Origin of the sequence: Paraburkholderia sp. CNPSo 3272 (genome assembly GCF_024206495.1) — a bacterium.
Taxonomy (GTDB): Bacteria; Pseudomonadota; Gammaproteobacteria; order Burkholderiales; family Burkholderiaceae; genus Paraburkholderia.
Genome location: NZ_JAMBPQ010000017.1, coordinates 73129 through 97698, shown reverse-complemented (window position 1 = coordinate 97698; position 24570 = coordinate 73129). Strand labels below are relative to the sequence as shown.

Genomic DNA, 24570 nt, shown 5'->3' with positions numbered 1-24570 from the left:
TGAGACGGGAGCATCCACTAGAGAGCACCCGCAGATGAAGCACATGGGACGTATCGCCGCCCTGGTCGGTCTTGCGATCGCCGCGTGGCTCGTTTGGCGCGAACATCCCGCGGCGGTGCTGCAACTGTTGCGCGGAGCGGGCATGGGCCTCGTGCTGGCCGCCATCGTGCATATCCTGCCGATGTGCGCGAATGCATGGGACTGGCGCAGCCTGATTCGCGCGGCGCAGCGTCCGTCGTTCACGACGATGCTCAAGCTCGTCTGGATTCGCGAGTCGATCAACGGCTTGCTGCCGGTGGCGCGCGTGGGCGGGGAACTCGTATCGTTCCGTCTGCTTGGCCGTGCGGGCGTACGGCCGGCCGCGGCGGTTGCGAGCCTCATCGCCGACATGCAGCTCACGCTGATCAGCCAGGTGCTCTTTGCGTTGCTCGCGGCCGGCTATCTGCTCGAGCATTCCTCTTCCGATACCGCGCGGTTCGTTGGCCGGCTCGCCTGGGGCCTCGCGGGCTTCATCCCGCTGCTCGTGCTGTTTGCACTCGTGCAGCATGCACGGCCGTTCGAGCGCGCGGCACGCACGCTCAACCGCGTCACGAGCGGCAAGGTCGTCGATCTCGTGGGCAAGTCCGCGCGCGTCGATTTATCCCTCAAGCTGATCTGGCGGCAGACCGGCGTGATCGTGCGCTATGTGCTCGTGTGGCAGACGCTGCAATGTCTCGGCTACGCGCTCGAAATCTGGATCGCGTTGCGCGTGCTCGGCACGGACGCGACGTTCGTGCAAGCGTTCGTGATCGAAGCCCTGATCCAGATGCTGAGCAGCATCGCGTTTCTCGTACCAGCCGGCCTTGGCGTGCAGGAGGGCGGCTTCGTCGTGATCGGCGGACTGCTGGGGTTCGATGCGCCCACCTGCCTCGCGCTCGCGGGCGCAAGACGCGTGCGCGATCTCATGTTCTATTTGCCGGGGCTGCTTGCCTGGCAGGCGGCCGAATATGGCTGGCCGTCACGACGCCGCACAGAGGGTACGGCCACGCGCGCCCGCACGGAATGATCCCGGAAGTGACCTGTCATTGAAGACAGGTCGCGGATTCCGAACGGGCGTTATCCGTGACTCGTGCGCAACTGAAAGCGCCAACGCTCGAGATTCGAGAGTTCATCCACGGTCTTTTTCTCGATGTCGCCGCGAATCAGATGATGAATCGTGAGCCGCCCCTGCTGTGTCTCCAGAATCTGCACTAGCCGCGCGCGCTCGCGCTGGCCCTCGAAGCCCAGATCGAAATAGATGACGCGGCGGCGCGTATCCCCGGTGACGAGGCTCAGCCCCCCGCCGCCTCCCGTCCCGCCAAGGATGCCCATTTGGGGAATGTCCCGTATGTGGAGATTCCAGCTGAAACCGTTGCGCGCAATCCACTTCTTTGCATCCTCCTCGCGCTTCATGGCCATCAGCGCGGCAGGCGGACGGTTGGTCACATCGGTCGCGATCGTATAACGCGACCTGTGCCAATTCCGGAAGGTATTCGACTCCCGATTGTGCGCATACATGTTCCGCACGATTTTGCCTTCGAAGTCCCATTGCTGTGTCGCGGTGTCGAACCTGAACCATTCGATGCACTCGTTCCACTCCAATAGAGGACATTCGATGTCATCGGCCAGCAGCTTGCCGAGCGTGGGCGCCTTTACCTCGGCGCGAAACGTCAGGTCGAATTGATGACCCGCGGTGCCGGTGGAAGAGCGCCCGCCAATGGGCTTGATCCGTTCCACGGGCACGGCAAGACTGGAAATCGTCATGCGGGCTTTCATGACATGGCTCCGTTCAATTGTGGATCCAGCCATAACAGCTGGACGTTTCCCGATATTCCCTCCCATGCCTGTCAACAGGCTGCAAAAACAGATGGAATACTTTCCCGCGCCGGGCTGTTGTGCAAGAGCGGATCGAACTGGGTCGACCCGTTGGGCTAAAGGAGCTTCTCCATGCATCGCCACTCACCCGGGAAGCATATTGCAATTGGGGCTGGGCTGATTTCGATGATGAGCGGACCGTCCGCACATGCGGAGTCGATCGATATATTGGACGCACAGCCTTTACTGACCACGACCGCAGCAGGGGTGCAGATCTACGCGTGCGAGTACGGTGCTGACCACACGCTCGGCTGGGTCTTTCAGCAGCCGCGCGCCACGCTCTACGACGCGCACGGGGCCGAGGTGATCGAGCATTCGGCCGGCCCGTCGTGGCAAGCGCGCGACGGTAGCCGCATCGAGGGAAAAGTCGTCGCGCAAAAGCCCAGTGATACGCCAGCCAGCGTGCCGCAACTGCTGCTCGAGGCGCACTCCGCCGGATCGCAGGGCATGCTCGCGCCCGTGCGCTATGTGCAACGCGTCAGGACGGTGGGCGGTGTAAAGCCGGCTGCGCCGTGCACAGTCGAGCACGAGTCGGGTAGTTCGCCTTATATCGCGACTTACATCTTCTATAAGTAAGAAGACCGTTTGCTGAGCGGTCTCTCCGGAAAACTGGATTGTCAATTAATTCGGAATGCAAAGTAAAACCATTCAACGTGCCATGACCATCGAATTCATCACGCATCGGGACTGGACCGCTTGGCTCGAACCAGTCACGCAGGCAGAACCGTGCGGCCCCGACCTCGAATATGACGCGCAATTCCGCGAACTCGAAGAAGCGGTCAGCGGGCGTCCCGAAGCCGAGTATGGCGACACGCTCGTGGCCGCGGTGCCGCCCGACTGGGAAGCCGCGGATGCGCTTGGCAGCGCATTGATGGCCCGCACGCGAGACCTGCGCGTGGTGATGCATCTGGCGCGGGCGCGCTGGGTTCGCGAGGGCGTTACCGGTCTTGCGGACGGCCTGATCTTGACTGCTGCACTGCTGGAACGCCACTGGGAGCACGTGCACCCGCAACTCGACGCCAGCGACGGCGACGACGCGACGGCCCGCATCAACGCGCTTGCCGCGTGGACGCAGGCGGGCAGCGTGCTCGCCGGTCTCATGGATAGCCCGCTGCTGCAAGGCCGTTCGCCGGTCACGCTGCGCGAGTGGTCGTATGCGAATGGCGAAGCCGCCGTACCGGAAGGGCAAACGGTGATGAGCCAGGCAGCGCTCGAAGCGTCGATCGCCCTGGCGCCTGATGCCGCGCGCAGCGCGAAGCGGGCGTTTGATGCCGCGTGTCAGAGCGTCCGCGCAATCGAAGCGATGCTTGCCGAACGTGTGGGCGCGACCCAATCGCTCGATTTCGCCGCGTTGACGGCGTTGCTGGAGCGCGCATCGTCGCTGCTTGCAACCGCCGTGGGCGCGCACCCGGACGAAGCGCAAATGCATAGCGATGCGACCGGTGTCGCGTCGCCCGCTGCCGCGATCGGCAACGCACCCTCCAACGCGATTGGCAACCGCGCCGACGTGGCCGCCACGCTGCAGCGGATCTGCGCCTGGTACGCGCAACACGAACCTGCCAGCCCCGTGCCGTTACTGCTCGAACGGGCGCGCGGCCTCGTCGGGAAGTCCTTTGTCGATCTCTTGCAGGACCTCGCGCCGGAAGGGCTCGTCCAACTTACCCAGGTAGTCGGTCCGGCTGCCGTCGAAACGCCGGTGGAATGATCGAAGCCGCACTGCAACGCAACTCAACCAGGAGAACGGTCAAATGGCCAAGGAGAGCAGTCAGAAGTTCATTGCGCGCAATCGGGCGCCGCGCGTGCAGATCGAGTACGACGTGGAAGTGTACGGCTCGGAAAGGAAGGTCAACTTGCCCTTCGTGATGGGCGTGCTGTCCGATCTCTCGGGGCAGCCGCAGGAAGCGCTGCCGCCCGTTGCGGAGCGCAAGTTTCTGGAGATCGACATCGACAACTTCGACGAACGGCTGCGCTCCATGAAGCCGCGTGTGGCGATGCAGGTCGACAACACGCTGACCGGCGAGGGCAAGATCGGCGTGGACATGACCTTCTCGAGCATGGACGACTTCGAGCCGGCCGCTATCGCGCGCAACGTCGAGCCGCTCGCGAGGTTACTCGAAACGCGCAGTCAGTTGCAGAACCTGCTGACCTATATGGACGGCAAGACCGACGCGGAAAAGCTCGTCGCCCGCTTGCTCGAGGACCCTGCGCTGATGAATGCGCTCGCCGCCGCGCCGAAGCCCGAGGGCGCGCCCGACACCGAATAAAGGACCCAAGATGGCAGACACCCAACTCGATCCATTCGCGTTCGCGCAGCCGCAAAGGCAGGAAGCTGACGCGGCGAGCCCATCCGGCGAGTTTCAACAACTCTTGCACAAGGCATTCCGCCCGCGCACGGAGAAAGCGCGCGAAGCGGTGGAAAGCGCCGTGCGCACGCTCGCGGAGCAGGCGCTGCTCGACACGCACCGCGTGTCCGACGACGCGCTCGCGACCATCGAAGCGCTGATCGCGCGCATCGACGAAAAGCTGAGCGCGCAAATCAACGTCATCCTGCATGCAGAGCCGTTCCAGCAACTCGAAAGCGCGTGGCGCGGGTTGCACTATCTCGTCACCAACACCGAGAGCGACGAAAGCCTCAAGCTGCGCGTGATGAATATTTCGAAGGCCGACCTGCACCGGTCGCTGCGCAAGTACAAGGGCGTGGCGTGGGACCAGAGCCCGCTCTTCAAGCGGCTATATGAGGAAGAGTACGGCCAGTTCGGCGGTGAGCCTTACGGCGCATTGGTGGCCGATTACTACTTCGACAACAGCGGCCCCGACGTCGATTTCCTCACGCAAATGGGCAAGATTTCCGCTGCCGCGCACGCACCTTTCATCGCGGGCGCGGACCCGGCAGTCATGCTGATGGACTCGTGGCAGGAACTGGCGAATCCGCGCGATCTCACGAAGATCTTCCAGACGCCCGAGCACGCCGCATGGCGCTCGCTGCGCGATTCCGAAGACTCGCGCTATATCGGCCTCGCCATGCCGCGCTTTCTCGCGCGCACGCCGTATGGCGCGAAAACGAGCCCCGTGGAGGAATTCGATTTCGAAGAAGACACCGCGGGCGCGGACGCGTCGAAGTACGCTTGGGCCAATGCGGCCTACGCGATGGCCGTGAACATCAACCGCTCCTTCAAGACGTGGGGATGGTGCTCGCGCATTCGCGGGATCGAGTCGGGCGGGGTGGTGGAGGATCTGCCGGTCCACGCGTTTCCCACCGACGACGGCGGCGTCGACATGAAGTGCCCGACGGAGATCGCGATCAGCGACCGCCGCGAGGCTGAGCTGGCGAAAAACGGCTTCATGCCGCTCGTCCACAAGAAGAATTCGGATATCGCGGCTTTCATCGGCGCACAGTCGCTCAACAAGCCGATCGAATACGAAGACCCGGACGCCACGGCGAACGCGAACCTCGCCGCGCGCCTGCCCTATCTGTTCGCCTGCAGCCGTTTCGCCCACTACCTCAAGTGCATCGCACGCGACAAGCTCGGCAGCTTCAAGGAGAAGGACGACATGCAGCGCTGGCTGCAGGACTGGATTCTTCAATACGTGGACGGCGACCCCGCCAACTCCTCGGAAGAGACCAAGTCGCGCCGGCCGCTCGCGGCGGCGGAGGTCGTGGTCGAGGAAGTGCAGGGCAATCCGGGCTACTACACCTCGAAGTTCTATCTGCGTCCGCATTATCAGCTCGAAGGCCTGACCGTCTCGTTGCGGCTCGTTTCGCGGCTGCCGTCGACCAAAGCGGCCTGAGCCGCGGCGGTTTTCAAATCTGCATTAACCCGATCAATAAGGAATCCAAATGGCAGTCGATATTTTTTTGAAACTTGGCACGGTCACGGGCGAGTCGCTGGATACGACTCACAAGGATGAAATCGACGTGCTCTCGTGGAGCTGGAGCATGGATCAGTCCGGCACGATGCACCTCGGCACGGGCGGTGGCGGCGGCAAGGTCGACGTGCACGATCTTTCGATCACCAAGTACACGGATCACGCAACGCCGGCCATCATGACCGCGTGCGTAACGGGCAAGCACTTCCCCACCGGAAAACTCACCGTGCGCAAGGCGGGCGGCAACAAACCGTTGGAGTACTACACGATCGACCTCGACAAAGTGCTCGTCACGAACTACGCGACAGGCGGATCGGACGGCGAAGACCGCTTCACCGAAACGGTGACGCTCAACTTCGAGAAATTCCACGTGACCTACCAGCAGCAGGATCCGACCACCGGTTCGGCGCTCGGCGGCGTGGTCGAGTGCAAGTGGAACATTCCGGCCAGCGCAACGGCGTAAGCGGATCATGCGCACGAGAAACGCCGAGCGCGTGCAGCCCTCGCTGCTGGAGCGGTTGACCGACCACGCGCCCGAAGCGACGAGCGAAGTCCGCGAGCATCGGGCCAGTTCGGCGCGCGCGCAGCGCTTGAGCGTCATGCGCGATATCGGCTGGCTCCTCAATGCGCGGGGCATCGCGTCGGCGCAGGAGATCGCGCGCTATCCGTGCGTGGCCGACTCGGTGCTCAATTTCGGCTTCGCGGAGCTGGCGGGCAAGAGCGCGTCGGAGGTGGAGCTCACGCGGATCGAACGGCTGATTGCCGAAGCCATTGGCGCGTTCGAGCCGCGCATCGTACGCGGCACCTTGCGCGTGCGCGCCATTCAGTCCGGCGGTGCGGCTATCGCGCACAACGCGCTGGCGTTCATCGTCGAAGGCGATCTCCATGCGCACCCGCTGCCCGAGCGGCTTTATTTGCGCACGGAACTCGATCTGGAAGCCGGCAAGGCAAACGTGTACGAAGAGGTGATGCCCAGATGAACCCCGACTTCCTCCAGTACTACAGTCGCGAATTGCAGCATGTTCGCGAGATGGGCGGCGAGTTCGCGAAGGCGTTTCCGAAGATCGCGGGGCGGCTGGGCCTCGAAGGTTTCGATTGCGCCGACCCCTATGTGGAGCGTTTGCTCGAAGGTTTCGGCTTTCTTGCCGCACGCGTGCAGATGAAAATCGACGCCGAGTTTCCTCGCTTCACGCAGCATCTCGCCGAACTGGTGTATCCGCACTATCTCGCGCCGACGCCCGCGATGACGGTCGTGCAACTGCAGCCCGACAAGACTCACCCTGCACTCGCGGACGGCGTGGCCGTGCCGCGAGGCACGCCGCTGCAGGGCCGGTTTGACGGCGAGCGTGCGACGCGTTGCGAGTTCCGCACGGCGCACGCGCTCACCTTGTCGCCGCTCGAACTGGTGGAAGCGCGGCTTTTCACTCACACCGGCGCGCTGTCCGGCGTCTGCGCCGCCGTGCCGCGTGGCGTGAAGGCAGGCTTGCGCCTCAAGCTGCGCGCACTCGGCGAACGATCGATTAACGACCTCGCCATCGATCATCTGCCCCTCTACCTGCGTGGCAGCGACGGAACGGCGGCAAAACTCCATGAACTTTTGGTCGGCTCGACGCTTGGCATCGCGACGCCCAGTGGCGTGCTGCCGCCTTCGTCGCTGCGCCCGCTCGGCTTCTCCGACGAAGAAGCCCTGCTGCCCGTGAGCGATCAATCGTTTCCGGGCTATCGGCTGCTGCAGGAGTATTTCGCATTCGCGCAGCGGTTCATGTTCGTCGGCATCGATGGATTGCGCACGCATTTCGCTCGCTGTGAAAGCCATGAGATCGAGCTTGTCGTCCTGCTTTCGAAGGGCGATACCGCACTCGAGCAACGGATCGACCACGAGAATTTTGCGCTCCATTGCACGCCTGCGATCAATCTCTTTGCGCGCCGCGCCGATCGTATCGCGGTGACGGGCGAGCAGTTCGAGCATCACGTCGTGGTGGACCGCACGCGGCCGCGCGACTTCGAAGTCTATCGCGTGCAAAGCGTGACGGGCCATCGCTCGGGTGGCAGTGCGCCGGTCGAATTTCAGCCGTTCTACCGCATGCGCGACCTCGGCGCAGGCGAGCCCGACACGGCGTTTTATCAGGTGCGGCGCGAAAAGCGTCTGCCGTCCGCCCGCGAGCAGGAGCGCGGCGCGCGTTCGTCGTATGCGGGCAGCGAAACCTGGATCGCGCTGGTGGATACGCACGAAGCACCGTATCCCGGCGATCTGCATCAACTCGGTGTCAGCGTGTTGTGCACCAACCGCGATCTCACGCTGACCCAGCCGCTCGGGCGCGGCGAAACCGACTTCACCCTGGAGCTCGAAGCGCCGGTTTCCGCAGTGCGCTGTGTCGCCGGGCCGAGCCGCCCGTTGCCATCCTATGCGCAAGGGGCAGTGGCGTGGCGTCTCCTGAGCCACCTGTCGCTCAACTACGCATCGCTCGTGGACGACGCGAACGGGAGCGGCGCCCGCGCCATGCGCGATCTGCTCGCGCTCTACGCGCCCGAAGGCGACGGCGCGGCCGCGCGGCAGATCGAAGCCCTGCGCTCCATCGGCTCGCGAGCGGTCACGCGGCGCCTGCCGTCGCGCGGGCCCATCGTGTTCGGGCGCGGCCTCGCGCTCGATGTGCTGCTCGATGAGAGCGGTTTTGAAGGTGCGAGCGCGTTTTTGTTCGGCGCGGTGCTCGCGCGCTTCTTCGAGCAATACGTGTCGATGAACGCGTTTACGGAAACCTGCGTGAGCTCGACCACACGCGGTGAAATCATGCGCTGGGCGCCGGGGAGCGGGCAATGCCGGACGCTGTGATGCTGTTCGAGCGCTTTTCCGCCGATGCCAACCGCTTCGACTTCTTTCAGGCCGTGCGGCTGGTGGAATGCGCGCATCGCGGGTTGCCGCGCGTGGGCGCTTCGCTGCGCCCACGCGACGACGCGGTGCGATTCGGTCAGGAACCCGAATTGATATTTTTTCCAGCGGCGCTGCGCAATTTCTCCAGCAAGCAGGATGCTGCGCCGAAGCTCGCCGTGAACTTCTTCGGTCTGCTCGGCCCGAATGGTCCGATGCCCACGCATCTGACCGAATACGTGCGTCACCGCGCGCGTAACGCGGGCGATCCCACTTTCGCGCGCTTTCTCGACGTGTTTCATCACCGCATGGCCTCGCTGCTCTATCGCGCGTGGGCCACTGCGCAGCCGGTGGTGAGCCTCGATCGCGACGACGACGACCGGTTCTCCGCCTATGTGGGCACCGTGTTCGGCCTCAACGAAGCGGCGCTGCGCAATCGCGACTCCGTGCCCGATTTCGCCAAGCTGCATTTCGCCGGGCTGCTTGCAGGACCCACGCGTCACGCGGCGGGTTTGCGGATCGTGCTGTCGCGCTTTTTCGGCTTGCCGGCGGAGGTCGTCCAAAACGTGGGGCACTGGATGAAGCTGCCAGATGCTGCGCTGACGCGCGTCGGCTTGCGCGACGAAAGCGCCCGCATGGGCGTCGGCACGATGCTCGGGGCGAGAGTGTTCGATCGGCAACACAAATTCCGCGTCGTGCTCGGACCGCTTTCGCTGGACGATTACGAGCGCTTCCTGCCGGGCGGCGCGAGTCTCGCGCGGCTCGCCGATTGGGTTCGCCTGTACGTGCGCGACCCACTGGAATGGGACGTGAACCTCCAATTGCGGCGCGCACAGGTGCCGCGTCTCGCGCTAGGGCGCAAGCAGCGCCTCGGCTACACGACGTGGCTGCACGCGCGCGCGGCCACCGCCGACGCGGCGCAACTCAAGCTGCGTCCGTTGACCCCCTCTCATGCAAAGGATTAGTTCAATGGCAGACATCAGCCGCGCCGTCCTGTTCGGCAAACTCGATACGCTCAGTTTCGGCGCGATGGAGAGCGCGACCACGTTCTGCCGCTTGCGCGGCAACGCGTATGTCGAGCTTGCGCACTGGCTGCATCAGATGCTGCAGTTGCCCGATTCGGACCTGCATCGCGTGATCCGCCACGCTCACATCGAGGCCGCCGCGCTCGCACGCGATATGACCGAGGCGCTCGACCGGCTGCCGCGCGGGGCGGCCTCGGTCAGCGATATCTCATCGCAGCTGGAAGAGGCCGTGGAGCGCGGCTGGGTCTATGCGTCGCTGCTCTTCGACGCGCAGAAGGTGCGCAGCGCACATGTGCTCGTCGGCATGTTGCAGACGCCCGTGCTGCGCAACGCATTGCGCGGCATTTCACGCGAGTTCGATCGCGTGAAGCTGGATGACCTCGTCGCCAACTTCGCCGATGTGCTCGACGGTTCGCCGGAAGCATCGACGCAAGCGCCTGTCGCGACGCAGGAGCCCGACACGCCGCACCGAACGGACGACGCCTTGCAGCGCTTCACCGTCGATCTCACGGCCCAGGCGCGTGAGGGCCGGCTCGATCCCGTGGTGGGCCGCGACGCGGAGATTCGTCAGGTCGTCGACATCCTCATGCGGCGCAGGCAAAACAATCCGATCCTCACGGGCGAGGCGGGCGTCGGCAAGACGGCCGTGGTCGAAGGCCTCGCGCTGCGCATCGTGGCGGGTGACGTGCCGCCCGCGCTGCGCGACGTGAGCCTGCGCGCGCTCGACGTGGCACTCCTGCAGGCCGGTGCGGGCGTGAAGGGCGAATTCGAGGCGCGTCTGCGCCAGGTGCTGGAAGCCGTGCAGGCGGCTCCCCATCCCGTCATTCTCTTCATCGACGAGGCGCACACGCTGATCGGCGCGGGCGGCGCGGCGGGCACCGGCGACGCGGCGAATCTGCTCAAGCCCGCGCTCGCGCGCGGCAGCGTGCGCACCATCGCGGCGACGACGTGGTCGGAGTACCGCAGGCACATCGAAAAAGATCCGGCGCTCACGCGGCGCTTTCAGGTCGTGCAGGTCCACGAGCCCGAGGAGGCGCGCGCGGTGACAATGATGCGCGGACTTGCCGCCGCGCTCGAAGCGCATCACGGCGTGCAGGTGCTCGACGAAGCGATCGAGGCGGCCGTGAAGCTATCGCATCGCTATCTGCCCGCGCGGCAATTGCCGGACAAGTCGGTGAGCCTGCTCGATACCGCATGCGCACGCGTTGCGGTGAGCCAGCACGCCACGCCTCCCGCCGTCGACGACGCGCAACGGCGGATCGATGCGCTCAACACGGAGCTGGAGGTGATCGGGCGCGAGGCGGCGATCGGCGTCGATACGGCGGCACGTCGCGAAGCCGCGGCGGCGGCGTTGCAAAGCGAAACCGCGCGCTTGGCCGACCTGCACGCGCGCTGGCACGCGGAGCGCGAAATGGTCGAAGACATCCTCGCGCGCCGCCAGGCGCTTCTGGCAGGCGCACCGCACGCCGATCTGTCCGCGTTGCGCGAACGCCAGGTGCAGCTCGCCGCGCACCAAGGCGACGCGCCGCTCGTGCTGCCAGGGGTAGACCGTCATGCGGTGGCGGCGGTCGTGCAGGACTGGACCGGCGTGCCCGTGCTCAACATGCTGAAGAACGAGATCGGCAATGTGTTGCGGCTTAACGAGGTGCTCGACCGCCGCATCATCGGCCAGCAACACGCTACGCAAATGATCGCGCGGCGCGTGCAGACTTCGCGCGCCGGTCTCGAGGATCCGAATAAGCCCGTCGGCGTGTTTCTGCTCGCGGGCACATCGGGCGTCGGCAAGACCGAGACGGCGCTCGCGCTCGCCGAGGCGCTCTACGGCGGCGAGCAGAACCTCATCACCATCAACATGAGCGAATACCAGGAAGCGCACACGGTATCGCTGCTCAAGGGCGCGCCGCCGGGCTACGTGGGATTCGGCGAGGGCGGCGTGCTGACCGAAGCCGTGCGCCGGCGTCCGCACAGCGTCGTGCTGCTCGACGAAGTGGAGAAGGCGCATCCCGACGTGCACGAGCTGTTCTTTCAGGTCTTCGACAAAGGCCGCATGGACGACAGCGAAGGCCGTTCCATCGACTTTCGCAATACGCTCATTCTGCTCACGACCAACGCGGGCACGGAATGCATTGCGCAGTTGTGCCGCGATCCACGAACGAGCCCACCGATGGAGGTGATTGAACGCGAGCTCCACACGCAATTGCTGGAGACGTTCCCGCCCGCTTTGCTCGGGCGCATGGTGACCATTCCGTATTACCCGCTCTCCAATGAGATGCTGAGCGCCATCATCCGGCTGCAACTCGGCCGCGTGGCCGAGCGTGTGACGCTCACGCACGGCGTGCCGTTCACCTATGACGAGAGCGTGGTGACGCAAATCGCCCAGCGTTGCACGCGCATGGAAAGCGGTGGTCGAATGATCGACGCCATTCTCACGAACAGCGTGCTGCCGCGTATCAGCACGGCGTTTCTTTCGCGCGTGATGGACGGCAAAACGCTTGCGCGCGTGCACGTGGGCGTCGAGGGCGAGGAGTTCAGTTATGCCTTCGACTAGTCGCCATGTGCGCATGACCTGTGCGGCGCTCGGCGACGACGCGGTGTTTCTGCGTATGTCGGCGAGCGAGGCGCTGGGACGCCTGAGCCGCTTCGAGATCGCATTCCTGAGCCTGCACAACGACATCGACCCGGGCGCGGTGCTCGGGCAGAACCTTTCCGTGACGCTCGACTATCCGGCGGGCGGGTCGCGCGAGTTCAACGGCATCGTCACGACGCTGCGTCTGCTCGCGCCCGGCGACACCACGAAGAACCGCATGGCGCGCTACGAGGCGGTCGTGCATCCGCCCCTGTGGCTGCTCACGCGCGCCTCGCACCGGCGCTTCTTTCATCAGCGCACGGCGCCGCAAATCGTTGCGCAGGTGCTGGAGTCGTACGACATCGACTTTCGCAATACATGCACGGCGAGCTACCCGGCGCTTGACCATTGCGTGCAGTACCGCGAGACGGATTTCGACTTCGTGAGCCGCCTCATGGAGCGCGAGGGCATGCATTATTTTTTCGAGCACGCAGACGGCAAGCATACGCTCGTGCTGGCCGATTCGGGCGCCGAGCATCGGCCCATCGCGCACTACGAGTCGGTGCCGTTTCAGGGCTGGGACACGCCTGAACCCGACGAAGAATGCGTCTACCGCTGGCACGCGGGCGCGACGCTCGAAACGGGGCGCTACGAGGTCAACGACTACGACTTCGAAAAGGCCTCGGTGAGCAACAGCGAAGGGCTCGTTTCGCGCGCCACGCGCAGTGCGCCCTACGACCGGCCGCGCTATCTGATGCAGGAGCATCTGAGCGGACATCTGAAAGCGGGAGACGGCGAGCGCCTCGCGCGCATCAACGTGGAGATCCATCAAACGCAGAACGACGCGATGGAAGGGCGCACCACCGCGCGCGGCATCGCAGCAGGTGGGTTGTTCCGGCTGCGCGAGCATCCGGGCGGCGCGCAGAACCGCCAGTATCTGGTGATCGAGAATCAGAGCGAAATCGTATCGGACGCCTATGTATCGACGAGCGACCCCACGCAGCCGCTATTCGACTGCCATTTCAGGGCGATTCGCAGCGACAACACGTTCCGTTCGCCGCGCATCACGCCGGTTCCTCGCGCGGCGGGACCGCAGACAGCCGTCGTGATCGGGCCGCCGGGCGAGGAGATTCTCACGGACAAGTACGGGCGCGTGAAAGTGCAGTTCCATTGGGAGCAGCTTTCGCAGGCAGGCGGCGCGGATCGGCTCGATCGTTGCTGGGTGCGCGTGGCGCAGGGCTGGGCGAACCGGCGCTGGGGGGCGATGTGCCTGCCGCGCGTCGGCCAGGAGGTACTGGTGGATTTCATCGAAGGCGATCCGGACCGGCCTGTGATCGTGGGCGCGGTCTACAACTCGACCAACATGCCGCCGTACGACCTGCCCGCGCAAAGCGCGGTGTCCACGCTCAAGAGCCAGTCGACGAAGGGCGGCAACGGTTACAACGAAGTGCGCTTCGACGACCGCAAGGGCGGCGAGCAGATGTTCTTTCACGCCGAGCGCGATCACGAAACCTGGATCAAGCACGACGCGCTGATGAACGTCACGGGCGAGCGGCACCTGCGCATTGGCGGCGGGGAGTTTCGCGAGACGCGCGGCGCGCGCAACGATTCGGTGCTGGGCAGCAGTACGTCGCGCGTGCTTGGCAGCGTCTCGGCAGCGAGCATGACGACGCACGAGCAGTTCGTAGGCGAGGCGTATTCGCTCGACGCGGGCGCAGCCGTGCACATCAAGGCAGGCGCTGCCGTGGAGATCGAGGCTGGCGCAACCATCGCGCTGCGCGCGGGGGCGGCGTACATCCTCATCGGTCCCGAAACGATCGAGATGTCGAGCTTCCCGATTCCGCTCGGCCCGGGCGTGCCGCCGGTGCCGCTTTCCGTGCCCCCCGCGCCGCCCAGGCCGCCGCGCGACGCCGACGACGGCACGAGCAAGATTCGCAATCAGGAGGCCCCGTGAGATTGACGCTGACTGTCGAGGGCGGCGAAGCCGGCGAGCACGCCGCGCCACGCACGATAGAGATCGACGACCGCGCCACCATTGGCCGCGCGCCGGAAAGCACGGTGGTGCTTGGCGACGTGCAACGCGGTATTTCGCGCTTGCAGGCGAGCGTCGAACGCCGTGGGGACACTTACGTTCTGGTCGATGCCGGCAGCAATCCGACACTGCTGAACGGCGAGGCGCTGAACGGCGCGCACGAGGCGGTGCTGTCCCATGGCGACCAGATACGGATTGGCGCTTATACGCTCGCGGTTTCCATCGAAAAGGACGAGGAAAGCCGGGGGCCATTCGATCAAACGCTGATGACGCAACCCACGCCGCCTGCGCAGGCCCGCGCCGCGAGTTTGCCGGGCACGCCGGAGTTCGAGGCGCCGCCGGGCGCGCCGCTCATCCCCGACGACTGGGACGCACCACGCATTTGTGCTGCGCCGCGACCCCAGCGCGACGACGCGCCGTTCACGCCCGACCCGCTCGCCGCAATGCCGCTGCTGCGCGAGCCGGGCCATTTCGGCGGCGAAGCGAACCAGGCGCTACTGGACGTGCTGGGCTCCGCCGACCCGTTGCGCGACGCTCCCGCGCGGGTGGCGCGCGCACCTGCCGCGCCGTCACGCAGTTTCGAGCACGTGTCGCCGGAAAAAGCGCTGGCTGCGCTACCGGCGCACCGGTCCGATGACGCGCGCGCCGCGGCGCCGGAGACCCGCCCCGCAGCCCCGCGTGCGGAAGATTCCGCGGTGCTGGACGCATTGCTGGATGGCCTCGGAATCGCGATGGACGATGTCGCCCACCTGAGCGCGCCGGAACTCGCGCGCCTCACCGGTGCGCTGTTGCGCGAAGCCACGCAGGGCACGATGAGCGTGCTGCGCTCGCGCGCGATGGCGCGCCGCGAGGCCCGCATAGCGATGACGATGATCGAGGCGCGCGACAACAACCCGCTCAAATTCTTTCCCGACGCAGACCGCGCCTTGACGCAAATGCTGGGCGCGCGCGGGCGCGGCTATCTCGCGCCGGACGAAGCCTTGCGCGCCGCGTACCGCGATATCCAGGCGCACGAACTCGCGCTCGTCGCCGGCATGCGCGCCGCGTTCGAAGACGCCATGGCGCGCCTCGACCCTGCCGCTATCGAGGGCTCGCTCGACGCGCCCGCCGGCCTCGAAGCACTTGTCGGCAATCGCCGGGCGCGCCTGTGGCAGCGCTTCGTGAAGACGTGGGAGCACGTATCGCGCGACGCGGGCGACGACTTCCAGCAACGCTTCGGCGAACCGTTCAATCGAGCCTATCAGGCGCAGCTCGACGCGCTGCAAATTCCCAAGGATTGAGTCACAGCATGTACTGGAACAACAAAGTCATCTGGTCGGAGGGCATGTTCCTTCAGCCGCAGCATCTCCAGCAGCACGACCGGCACGTCGAGGCGCTGCTCTCGGGCCGCGTGAACGGCCTGCGCGCCTATGGCTGGGGCTTTACGACGCTGGAGATCGACGAGGCGCTGCTCAAGCTCGGCAAACTAGCGTTGCGCGCGGCGGCAGGCGTGCTGCCCGACGGCACGCCGTTCAACCTGCCCGCGGACGACGATCTGCCCGAACCGCTCGATGTTCCCGAAAACGCCGCGAACGTCACGGTGATGCTCGCGCTGCCCGTGCGCCGCGCGGGCGCGCCCGAATCGGGCGGCGACGGGCACGCCGACGATCTCGCGCGTTACGGCGCGGGAGATTTCGAAGTGCACGACAGCAACGACGCCGACGCGCCCAGCACGTTGCTGCAGATCGGCAAGCTGCGCCTGCGCCTCGCGCTCGCGCCCGACGTTGCCAATGCGCATGCGTGCGCGGGCGTCGCGCACGTGCTCGAGCGCCGTAGCGACGGCCGCGTCGTGCTCGACGACGACTACTGCGCGCCATGCCTCGATTATCGCGTGGCGGGGCGCCTCGCGCGCTTCTCGACGGAACTGGGCGGACTCCTTCAACAGCGCGGCGAAGCGCTCGCCGGGCGCCTCGGCCAGCCCGACGGCGCGGGCATGGCCGAAATCGCCGATTTCCTGCTGCTGCAGATCGTCAATCGCGCGCAGCCTCTCGTCACTCACTTCAATGCCATGGATGGTTTGCATCCCGAAGCGTTCTATCAAGCGTGCATCGCGCTGGCTGGCGAGCTTGCCACGTTCAGCCAGGCGGGGCGGCGGCCACCTACGTTCGCGGCTTACCGGCACGACCGGCTCAAGGAGACGTTCGAACCCGTGATCGACGCGCTGCGGCTCGCGCTGTCGCGTGTCGCCGATCCGCAGGTCGTGGCGATTGCGCTCGAAGAACGCAAGTATGGTTTGCGGGTGGCGCGGGTCGCGGACCGCACGCTCTTTACTGGCGCGACCTTCGTGCTCGCGGTGCGGGCGCAGGTGCCGGCCGGCACGCTGATCTCCGCGTTCATAAGCCAGGTGAAGATCGGCAGCATCGAGAAGATCCGCGATCTCGTGAACCTGCAGCTGCCAGGCATTGCGTTGCGCGCGCTGGCGGTCGCGCCGCGCCAGTTGCCGTTCCATGCGGGCTACAGCTATTTCGAACTCGACGACCAGAACGATGCGTGGGCAACCCTGCCGGCTTCGGCGGGCATGGCGCTGCACGTGGCGGGCGAGTTCCCCAGGCTCGCGATGGAACTCTGGGCCATCCGTCATTGAAGTCTCGCATAGAGGACCATTGCCATGACCGACAGCACGAACGCGCCGCTCGACGATGCGGACTATCTCGACGCGGCGCGCACGATCCGTATGCCGATGCCGGGGCGCAAGCGCGAACGCACGGCCGGCGCCGAAGCGCAAGCCACGCCGCAGCGCAAGCCGCAAGCCACCGAGCCCGCGCTCACGCCGCTCGATGCCTCGATCGCCGGGCGCAACCCGCTGCTGCGCGCGGCGAATCCGTTGCTCGAACTCGCGCTGCCGCTGCGCCGCCTGCCTGCCTACCCGGATCTCGACACGTTGCGCACGCAGCTGATCCAGATGGTGCGCCGCTTCGAGGCGGACGGCCGCGCGTTCGGCGTGCCCGACACGCAGCTCGGCCCGGCGCGCTATTGCCTGTGCACTTTCATCGACGAGGCCATTGCGGCGACGCCGTGGGGCGCGGGGGTCTGGGGCCGCAGGAGCCTGCTCGTGACGTTTCACAATGAGGCCTCCGGCGGCGAGCGGCTTTTCGTCATGTTGCAGCGGCTCGCCCAAACCCCCGCTGCCGACATCGACCTGCTCGAACTGATCTACGTGATGCTCGCGCTTGGCTTCGACGGGCGCTACCGGCTCATCGAAGGCGGCAAGCGGCAACTCGACGAGATTCGCGAACGCCTTGAACAGATGATTCGCGCGCAGCGCGGCCCGGTCGAGCGCACGCTGTCGCCGCACTGGCAACCCGCGGAGCACGCGCGCGAACGCACGCTGGGTTTCGTGCCGCTGTGGGTCGCGCTGGCGTTCGCGGCCCTAGTGTTGATGGCGGCAAGTCTCGTGCTCGGGCTGCGCATCAACGCGTTCTCCGACCCGGTGTTCGAGGCGATGCGCGGCATTCGCGTGGCGCCCGCGCCCGTGCTCGCGGCCAAGACGCAGGCTGCGCCGAAATTCGCGTCGGCGCTCGATGGCTTTCTCGCGCCCGAGATCGCGCAAGGGCTGGTCACGGTGGGCGAATCGGGGGACCGCACGACCGTGACCATCAACAACAGCGCCGAAGGCACGCAGATCTTCGCGTCGGGCAGCGCCGAACTCGATCCGCGTTTCGTGCCGCTCGTGCAGCGCATCGGCGAGGCGCTGGCGGACAAACCGGGCAATGTCGTCGTGATCGGGCACACGGACGATCAGCGCATCGTGTCGGCGCGCTTTCCATCCAACGTCGCGCTCTCGCAGGCGCGCGCGGAGACCGTGCGCGCGATTCTCGCGGCGCATCTCGCGGACCCTGTGCGCGTGAGCGCCGAAGGCCGCGGCGATACCGAGCCGGTCGCGTCGAACGATACCGCGGCGGGCCGCGCGCGCAACCGCCGCGTGACCATCGCCATTCTTGCGCCGGGAGCCGCGCCATGAAGTGGATACAGTGGTTCAAAAAGCCCACGGTCGTCACGTTCGCGGGCGTACTGGCGCTTTGCGCGCTGGTCTGGTTCGAAGGGCCGCTCGTGGCGTTCAACGGCACGGCGCCGCTCGAGAGCAGCGCCAGGCGTTGGAGCGTGATCGCGCTCATCCTCGCGTGCTGGGCGCTTTATTGGGGCGTCCGGTTTGCCAAGGCGCGCATTGCCAGTTCGACGTTCGTGCAGAGCCTCGTGGCCGATGCGCTCGATCCCGCGAAGCACGCACCGAACCCCGCGCGCGAGGCCGCCGACGCCGACGTCGCGGCACTGCGCACGCGCTTCGAAGGGGCGCTGAAGACACTGCGCGAGTCGCGCGCGTCTGCCGGCGGCGCGCACGGCATGCGGCGCATGTTTGCTTGGCTCGCTCCACGGCGCGAAACGCTCTACGACTTGCCGTGGTATCTCTTCGTCGGCGCGCCGGGCGCGGGCAAGACGACCGCGCTTGCGCACTCGGGGCTGCACTTCCCGCTCGCGGACCGGCTTGGCGCGCAGGCGGTGGGCGGCGTGGGCGGCACGCGCAACTGCGACTGGTGGTTCACGGACCACGCGGTGTTGCTCGACACGGCGGGGCGTTTCACCACGCAGGACAGCCACGAGCAGGCCGATCGCGGCGCGTGGCTCGGCTTTCTCGGGTTGCTGCGCAAGTACCGGCCGCGCCGTCCGCTCGACGGCGTGATGGCTGTGGTCTCGGCCGCCGACCTGCTGCAACAGTCCGATGCGGATCGCGCCACCTATGCTGCCGCGATCCGCGAGCGTCTTGCCGAACTGAACCAGCAACTTGGCGTGCACCTGCCGGTGTACGTCGTCGTGACGAAAACCGACATGCTCGCAGGCTTCTCCGAGTATTTCGACGACTTCGGGCGCGACGAGCGCGAGCAGGTGTGGGGCATGACGTTCCCGCTCGCATCGGAGAACGAGGCGGGCGAAGCCAGTGCGCCGCTCGCGCGGTTCTCCGAAGAGTTCGGCTTGTTGCACGCGCAACTACAAGGCCGCGTCCTGCAACGCATGCAGCAGGAAACCGACGCGCGGCGGCGCGCGCTGATCTATGCGTTCCCGCAGCAGTTCGCGGGCATCGAGCGTGCGTTGCGGCGGTTTCTCGAAGACGCATTCGGCGAGTCTCGTTTCGGACGCGCGCCGTCGCTGCGCGGCGTGTACTTCACGAGCGGCACGCAGAGCGGACGTCCGCTCGATCGCATGATGAGCGCGATGGCTGCATCGCTCGGCTTGAGCCGCGAGGTCGTGATGGCGGACGCGTCGAGCGGCCGCGCGTATTTCGTCAAGCGGCTGCTGCGCGACGTGATCTTTGCCGAACAGGGCATCGCGGGCAGCGATCCGCGCGCGGTGCGGCGGCGCGCGCGCTTTCAGCAGGCGACGATCGCAGGCATCGCCGTGTTGCTGGCGGCGGGACTGATCGCGCTGATCGCGAGCGATCGCGCAAATCGCCGCTTCGTCGATGAAAGCCGTCAGCAGATCGCCGTGCTCGCCGAGCTTGCGAAGAAAACCAGTGCGGGCGATAGTCCGCTTGCGGTCCTGCCGCTGCTCGACGCCGCGCGCGATTTGCCCGGCGGCGAAGCGGAGCGCGCTTCGCGTGACACGCCGTGGTGGGCGGGCCTGGGCCTCGATCAGCGTCAGAAGCTCGGCCTGGAAGCGCAGCGCCTGTATCAGCGCCTGTTGCGTCAGACCTTGCTGCCGATCGTCGTGCAACGCATGGAGGACGAGCTTCGCCGCGGCAGCACGGAAGACCCCGCCACGCTCTACGAAGCCCTGCGCGCCTACCTGATGCTGGGCGACCCGACGCATTTCGACCCGGACGCGCTGCAGGTCTGGGCGCTGCGTACCTGGCGAACGGGTTCGATGAAAGATGCGAGCGACGCGCAGCGCGCGGACATCGAGCAGCATTTGCAGGCGCTGTTCCGGCGTGGCGAGTTCGATTCGAACTTGCCGCTCGATCAGAACCTGATCGCGCAGGCGCGCGCCGTGCTCAATCGCGTGCCGCTCGCGCAGCGCCTGAACGGCCGTATCGATCAGCAACTCGCGCAACTGCGCTTGCCGGATTTCACCGTGGCGAAGGCGGCGGGGCCGAGCGGGCAAATCGTGTTCGTGAGACGGAGCGGCGCTCCGCTCACGCAAGGTATAGAGGGCGCCAACACGCGTGCGGGGTTCGACGCTTTCGTGCGTTTGCGCGAAGAGGCGCTCGCCAATCTGTCGAAGGACGACTGGGTGCTCGGCGCGGGTCAGACGCATACGGATGCGCAAAGCACCGACGCATTGCGCGCGGCGCTCACGCGGCTCTACAGCGAGGAGGCGATCCGCCAGTGGGACGCGCTGCTTGCCGATATCGCCGTCGTGCCGTTCAGCGCGCCGGATCAGGGCGCGCGCATCGCGAACCTGCTCGGCTCGCCGACTTCGCCGTTGCGCGCGCTCATCCAGGGCGCCGCGCGCGAAACGACTTTCACGCCGCCCGCCGCCGCGCCCGACAAGCTCGACGCGCTCAAGAACCGCATCGGTGCGCAGGCGGAGCAGCCCGCCGCGCCGACGCCCGTCGATACGCATTTTCAGGCGCTGCACGATCTCGCTGGCGCGGCGCTCGACGAATACATCAACGCGCTCAGGGACGCGGCAGCGACCCTGCAGGCGGAAGACACGGCGCGCAGGCAGTCGCTGCCGCCGCCCGCCACGGGCCCGCTCGACCGCCTGAAGTTGCTCTCGCAGAACGCGCCCGCGCCACTCGCGGCGGTGCTGCAAGGCGTAGCGGGCAACGCCGATACCGTGCAGATCCAGGGCCAGCGTGCGCAGTTGCAGACACTGTGGGCCACGACCGTCGCGCCCGCCTGCAAGCAGGCGCTCGACGGTCGTTACCCGCTCGTGAGGACTTCGACGCGCGACGCCGCGCCCGACGACTTCGCGCGCGTGCTGGCGCCTGGCGGCTTGATCGACGCGTTCTTCCAGAAGAATTTGCAGAATCGGGTGGATACGTCCGGCGCGGTGTGGAGGTGGCGGCCCGAAGCGAAAGCCCTCGGCATGTCCGACGATGTGCCGGTGGCGTTCCAGCGTGCGGCGACGTTGCGGGACGCTTTGTTTCGCGACGGCGGCCACGACGTTTCCGTGCATTTCTCGGCGAAGGTGGTTTCGCTCGATCCTTCGCTGAAGCGCTTCGTGCTTGATATCGACGGCACCCAACTGAGCGCGACGAGCGACGCGCCCAACGCCACCGCCGCGTTCCAGTGGCCGAGCGGGAAGGGCACGGGGCAGGCGCATGTCGAACTCGACCCCGCGGCTGCGCCGCCGCCTCGCGCGGACGGACCCTGGGCGCTGTTCCATCTGCTCGACGCCGCGCGCATCGAGCAGGCCGGACAGGCCGATCATTTCAACGCCATGTTCGACGGCGGCAAGGTCAAGCTCGCGGTTGTCGCCGGCAGCGTGCAAAATCCGTTGCGCGCGGGCGTGCTCACTGGCTTTCGTTGCCCGGCCTCACTATGAACGCAGTATCTCGAATCGACGCCGGTTTTTACGGCAAGGTCCGCACGCATGGCGATTTCGTCGGACGCGGCCTTTCCGTGGCTTTCGTCGGCCGTTGGGACGCGTGGCTGCAACGCGGTCTGCTGGCCGCGCGCGAACGCCATGCCGCAGGCTGGCTCGAGCGTTATCTGCAGATGCCCGTGTGGCGCTTTTCGGCTCCACCCTCCGTTATCGACGACTGCGCGTGCACCGGCGCGCTCATGCCCGGCATCGACGCCGTGGGGCGCTATTTTCCATTCGTGATCGCGCGGCAAATCGAAGGCGCAGCGCGTGCCGTCGATTCGCGCTGGCACGGCGAGGCATGTGCGCTTGCCCTCTCCACGCTGGCGCCTTCGTTTTCGCTGAAGGCGTTCGAATCGAACCTGGCTGCGCTGCGCGAGCAGCCAGTCGCGTTGGCATCGTGCGAAGGCGCCAGCGTGTGGTGGACTCACGAGGATGGCGTGACGCATCGGCACGAGGGGCCGCTCGATGCGCGCGTGTTCCTGGATCTGCTCGAAGCGCACGACAGCGTGGACTAGTCGCCGTCGATGCCCCATTCGCGGCGCAGCGCTTCGCGGTGCGGTTCCGGCACGGCGTCGAGCAGTTGCGCGTGGAAGGTGCGCAGATCGGTGGCCTGGGTTGCGGCACGGCGCGCCACGATACGGGCGATGGGGCCCAGCAGCGTCGAGAGGCGCGAGGCGGCTTCGCTCACGCTTTCGGCGCTAATGGTCTGCGCGCCGATCGTGCGCGGCGCGCCCGCGCCCACCGGAATCAACAGCGAATCGAAGTCGCGCCGCGCATCGTCGGTGGGCAAGTGAGCGCTGAGGCGTTCGCGCAGCATATCGATGTTCGTCGCGCTTGCGCACGCACGCCGTACCAGCAGCGACGCCACGGGCCCGACATGGCTCGCGAGGCGCTTCTCCAGGTGCGCGATGAGTTCGGGGTCGAGTGGGATCTGCGTTGGCGGCGCGGGGATCGGCGATTCAAAGGCCGCATGCGCGAGCACGGTTCGTTCGGCATCCTCATGGACATCGGCAGCGAGTGTCGCCAGCAGCTTGTCGCGCCATTCGCGCGCGCCGGCGTAGCGCATTGGGGGGCGCTTCTCCATGCCCTTCATCACCAGTGCGTCGACATACGCAGGCAAGCCGGGCACGACTGCGGAAGGGGGCGGCGGCATCTCGTCGAGAATCTTGCGCATCACAGCGCCCGGCGTTCCCGTGAACGGGCACACGCCGGTGAGCATTTCGTAGAGCACGACGGCGGCGCTAAAGAGATCGGAGCGTGCATCGACAGCGTCGCCGGTGAACTGCTCCGGCGACATATAGCTGGGTGTGCCGAGCAGCGTGCCGGTTTGCGTGAGCGTGGACGTGTCGAGCTGCGCGATGCCGAAGTCCGCGACCTTGCATTCTCCGCGCGGCGAGATCAGCAGATTGGCTGGCTTGATGTCGCGGTGAACGATGCCTGCGCCGTGCGCGTAGTCGAGTGCATCGAGCAGTTGCGCGAACCAGCGCAGGGCGGCCAGCGGATTCATCTGCGTGCCCGCGCGCGCGTGCTGCGCGACACGCGCTGCGAGGGTTTCGCCGTGCACGTATTCCATCGTGATGAAGGCGGTGTCGCCCGTTTCGCCATAGTCGTACACCGCAACGATGTGCGGATGCGCGAGACGTCCCGCGGCGCGCGCTTCGTTCAAAAAGCGCGCGGTGAGTTCATGATCCGATTCGCTGCCTGCGGGCCGCTCGATGGTCTTGAGCGCAACCTTGCGCTCGATGCGCGGGTCGAACGCGAGATACACCACACCCATCGCGCCGCGCCCGAGCACGCGCTCGATCACGTAGCGGTCGAATGTCGTGGGGATGTCGGCGGAGTGGGACATCGCTTACGTCTGCTCTTCGTCGAGAATGCGGAACGCTTCGATGAGGCTGGTCTGCATGCGTCCGAAGGACACCGCAAGCGAGGCGATTTCGTCCGATCCGCCCGTTTGCAGCGTTGTCGCATCGAGCTTGCCGAGGCTCATTTCGTCGGCGGCGCGCGACAGCGCACGTATGGGGCGCGTGATCAGCACGTGCATCATCACGTTCATGACGATCAGCACGACCGCGAACACGGCGGAGAGCGAAAGCATGAACGTGCGCCAAACAGCCCGCCCGCGCGCAATGGGCTGCGCCATCGGCACGGACACGAACTCCGCGCCGATCACCTCGTTCATGGTCCAGCCGAAGCCGTTCGAGGTGCCGTACTTCTCGATCATCGTCGCGGGCGCGGCATTCGGCGTGCTATGACACTGCATGCAGGCGGTGTCGGTAATGCTGCTGGGTCGCGCGAGGAAGAACGAACGGCCGCCCGGCGCATCGCGCTGGCCGGTCAGTTCCTTGAGTTCCGGATGATCGTGTAGATGGCGGATGACGTCGGTTTCCCAGTCAGTCGGGCGGTCGCGCGGATTGGTCGGGTTGAGCATGGTGGCGTTGTACGAGAAGTTCGGGAAGTCTTTTCCCAGCAGCCTGAGCATCTCGATGGCCGAAAACGCGGGGATCGATTCGGGCACGAAGCTGTACTTGATCTGCGTGGCGAGCAGCGGCGTGACGTGCGCGGCGGTGTAGCTCTGCATCGACGATGCGGCGCTCGCGAGGATGTTAGCGTCGTGCGCGGTCTCTTCGAGCGCCTGCTTTTGCAGCAGACGGTCGGAGACCGCGCCCACCACCACCAGCGCGATCGAGAAGATGATCAGGAATACCAGGTTGAATTTGACGCTGAGCGAGAGTCCGGGCTTCATGGCAGTGAAGGG

The 24570-nt window shown here is 66.3% G+C and carries 19 protein-coding genes; 16 read left to right on the top strand and 3 right to left on the bottom strand.

The genetic code is table 11. The features are described from left to right. The first annotated feature begins 34 nt into the window (after window positions 1-34). Window positions 35-1045 (top strand): lysylphosphatidylglycerol synthase domain-containing protein, encoded by a 1011-nt coding sequence (locus M3I53_RS21270; protein ID WP_254317821.1) that lies wholly within the window; start codon window positions 35-37, stop codon window positions 1043-1045. 50 nt (window positions 1046-1095) lie between these two features. On the opposite strand, the gene M3I53_RS21265 is transcribed toward M3I53_RS21270, so the two are convergent. After that, window positions 1096-1755 carry a hypothetical protein gene (locus tag M3I53_RS21265; protein ID WP_254317820.1) on the bottom strand — a complete coding sequence of 220 codons (660 nt, stop codon included), beginning with the start codon at window positions 1753-1755 and terminating at the stop codon, window positions 1096-1098. Between the two features lie 210 nt (window positions 1756-1965). Between M3I53_RS21265 and M3I53_RS21260 the strand changes: the two genes are divergently transcribed. From M3I53_RS21260 to tagF, 15 genes are all read left to right on the top strand, one after another. After that, window positions 1966-2469, top strand: a complete 504-nt coding sequence (locus M3I53_RS21260; protein ID WP_375542562.1) for a DUF3455 domain-containing protein — start codon at window positions 1966-1968, stop codon at window positions 2467-2469. Window positions 2470-2551: 82 nt separating this feature from the next. After that, complete coding sequence (tssA, locus tag M3I53_RS21255; protein WP_254317819.1) at window positions 2552-3598, top strand: type VI secretion system protein TssA; 1047 nt, start codon at window positions 2552-2554, stop codon at window positions 3596-3598. 43 nt (window positions 3599-3641) lie between these two features. Next, the gene (gene tssB, locus M3I53_RS21250) at window positions 3642-4157 is read left to right on the top strand and encodes a type VI secretion system contractile sheath small subunit (RefSeq protein WP_254317818.1); all 516 of its coding nucleotides are present in this window, start codon (window positions 3642-3644) and stop codon (window positions 4155-4157) included. A gap of 10 nt (window positions 4158-4167) precedes the next feature. Beyond that, the gene (gene tssC / locus M3I53_RS21245; RefSeq protein WP_254317817.1) at window positions 4168-5682 is read left to right on the top strand and encodes a type VI secretion system contractile sheath large subunit; all 1515 of its coding nucleotides are present in this window, start codon (window positions 4168-4170) and stop codon (window positions 5680-5682) included. 49 nt (window positions 5683-5731) lie between these two features. Further along, on the top strand, window positions 5732-6223 hold the full coding sequence (locus tag M3I53_RS21240) for a type VI secretion system tube protein Hcp (RefSeq protein ID WP_254317816.1): 492 nt from the start codon (window positions 5732-5734) through the stop codon (window positions 6221-6223). 7 nt (window positions 6224-6230) lie between these two features. Then, window positions 6231-6740, top strand: coding sequence for a type VI secretion system baseplate subunit TssE (gene tssE / locus M3I53_RS21235; protein WP_254317815.1), 510 nt, complete (start codon window positions 6231-6233; stop codon window positions 6738-6740). Continuing rightward, window positions 6737-8590 (top strand): type VI secretion system baseplate subunit TssF, encoded by a 1854-nt coding sequence (tssF, locus tag M3I53_RS21230; RefSeq protein WP_254317814.1) that lies wholly within the window; start codon window positions 6737-6739, stop codon window positions 8588-8590. Before tssE ends, tssF begins: the two co-directional genes overlap by 4 nt. Continuing rightward, entirely contained in the window at window positions 8575-9591 is a 1017-nt protein-coding gene (gene tssG, locus M3I53_RS21225) for a type VI secretion system baseplate subunit TssG (protein ID WP_254317813.1), read from the top strand. Before tssF ends, tssG begins: the two co-directional genes overlap by 16 nt. A gap of 4 nt (window positions 9592-9595) precedes the next feature. Beyond that, entirely contained in the window at window positions 9596-12199 is a 2604-nt protein-coding gene (gene tssH, locus M3I53_RS21220; RefSeq protein WP_254317812.1) for a type VI secretion system ATPase TssH, read from the top strand. Beyond that, on the top strand, window positions 12186-14171 hold the full coding sequence (locus tag M3I53_RS21215; RefSeq protein WP_254317811.1) for a type VI secretion system Vgr family protein: 1986 nt from the start codon (window positions 12186-12188) through the stop codon (window positions 14169-14171). Before tssH ends, M3I53_RS21215 begins: the two co-directional genes overlap by 14 nt. After that, window positions 14168-15529: a type VI secretion system-associated FHA domain protein TagH gene (gene tagH / locus M3I53_RS21210; protein ID WP_254317810.1), complete on the top strand. Its 1362-nt coding sequence runs from the start codon at window positions 14168-14170 to the stop codon at window positions 15527-15529. The genes M3I53_RS21215 and tagH overlap by 4 nt, the downstream gene beginning before the upstream one ends. Before the next feature lie 8 nt (window positions 15530-15537). Then, window positions 15538-16872: a type VI secretion system baseplate subunit TssK gene (gene tssK, locus M3I53_RS21205; RefSeq protein ID WP_254317809.1), complete on the top strand. Its 1335-nt coding sequence runs from the start codon at window positions 15538-15540 to the stop codon at window positions 16870-16872. Window positions 16873-16896: 24 nt separating this feature from the next. After that, a complete protein-coding gene (gene tssL, locus M3I53_RS21200; RefSeq protein ID WP_254317808.1) occupies window positions 16897-18249 on the top strand; it encodes a type VI secretion system protein TssL, long form in 1353 nt (450 codons plus the stop codon). Further along, a complete protein-coding gene (gene tssM, locus M3I53_RS21195) occupies window positions 18246-21770 on the top strand; it encodes a type VI secretion system membrane subunit TssM (RefSeq protein ID WP_254317807.1) in 3525 nt (1174 codons plus the stop codon). The genes tssL and tssM overlap by 4 nt, the downstream gene beginning before the upstream one ends. Next, window positions 21767-22327 carry a type VI secretion system-associated protein TagF gene (gene tagF, locus M3I53_RS21190; RefSeq protein WP_254317806.1) on the top strand — a complete coding sequence of 187 codons (561 nt, stop codon included), beginning with the start codon at window positions 21767-21769 and terminating at the stop codon, window positions 22325-22327. The genes tssM and tagF overlap by 4 nt, the downstream gene beginning before the upstream one ends. Here tagF and M3I53_RS21185 read toward each other — a convergent pair. After that, window positions 22324-23661, bottom strand: coding sequence for a serine/threonine-protein kinase (locus M3I53_RS21185; RefSeq protein WP_254317805.1), 1338 nt, complete (start codon window positions 23659-23661; stop codon window positions 22324-22326). The genes tagF and M3I53_RS21185 overlap by 4 nt on opposite strands. A gap of 3 nt (window positions 23662-23664) precedes the next feature. Further along, window positions 23665-24558: a DUF3365 domain-containing protein gene (locus M3I53_RS21180; protein WP_254317804.1), complete on the bottom strand. Its 894-nt coding sequence runs from the start codon at window positions 24556-24558 to the stop codon at window positions 23665-23667. Window positions 24559-24570: the final 12 nt, after the last annotated feature.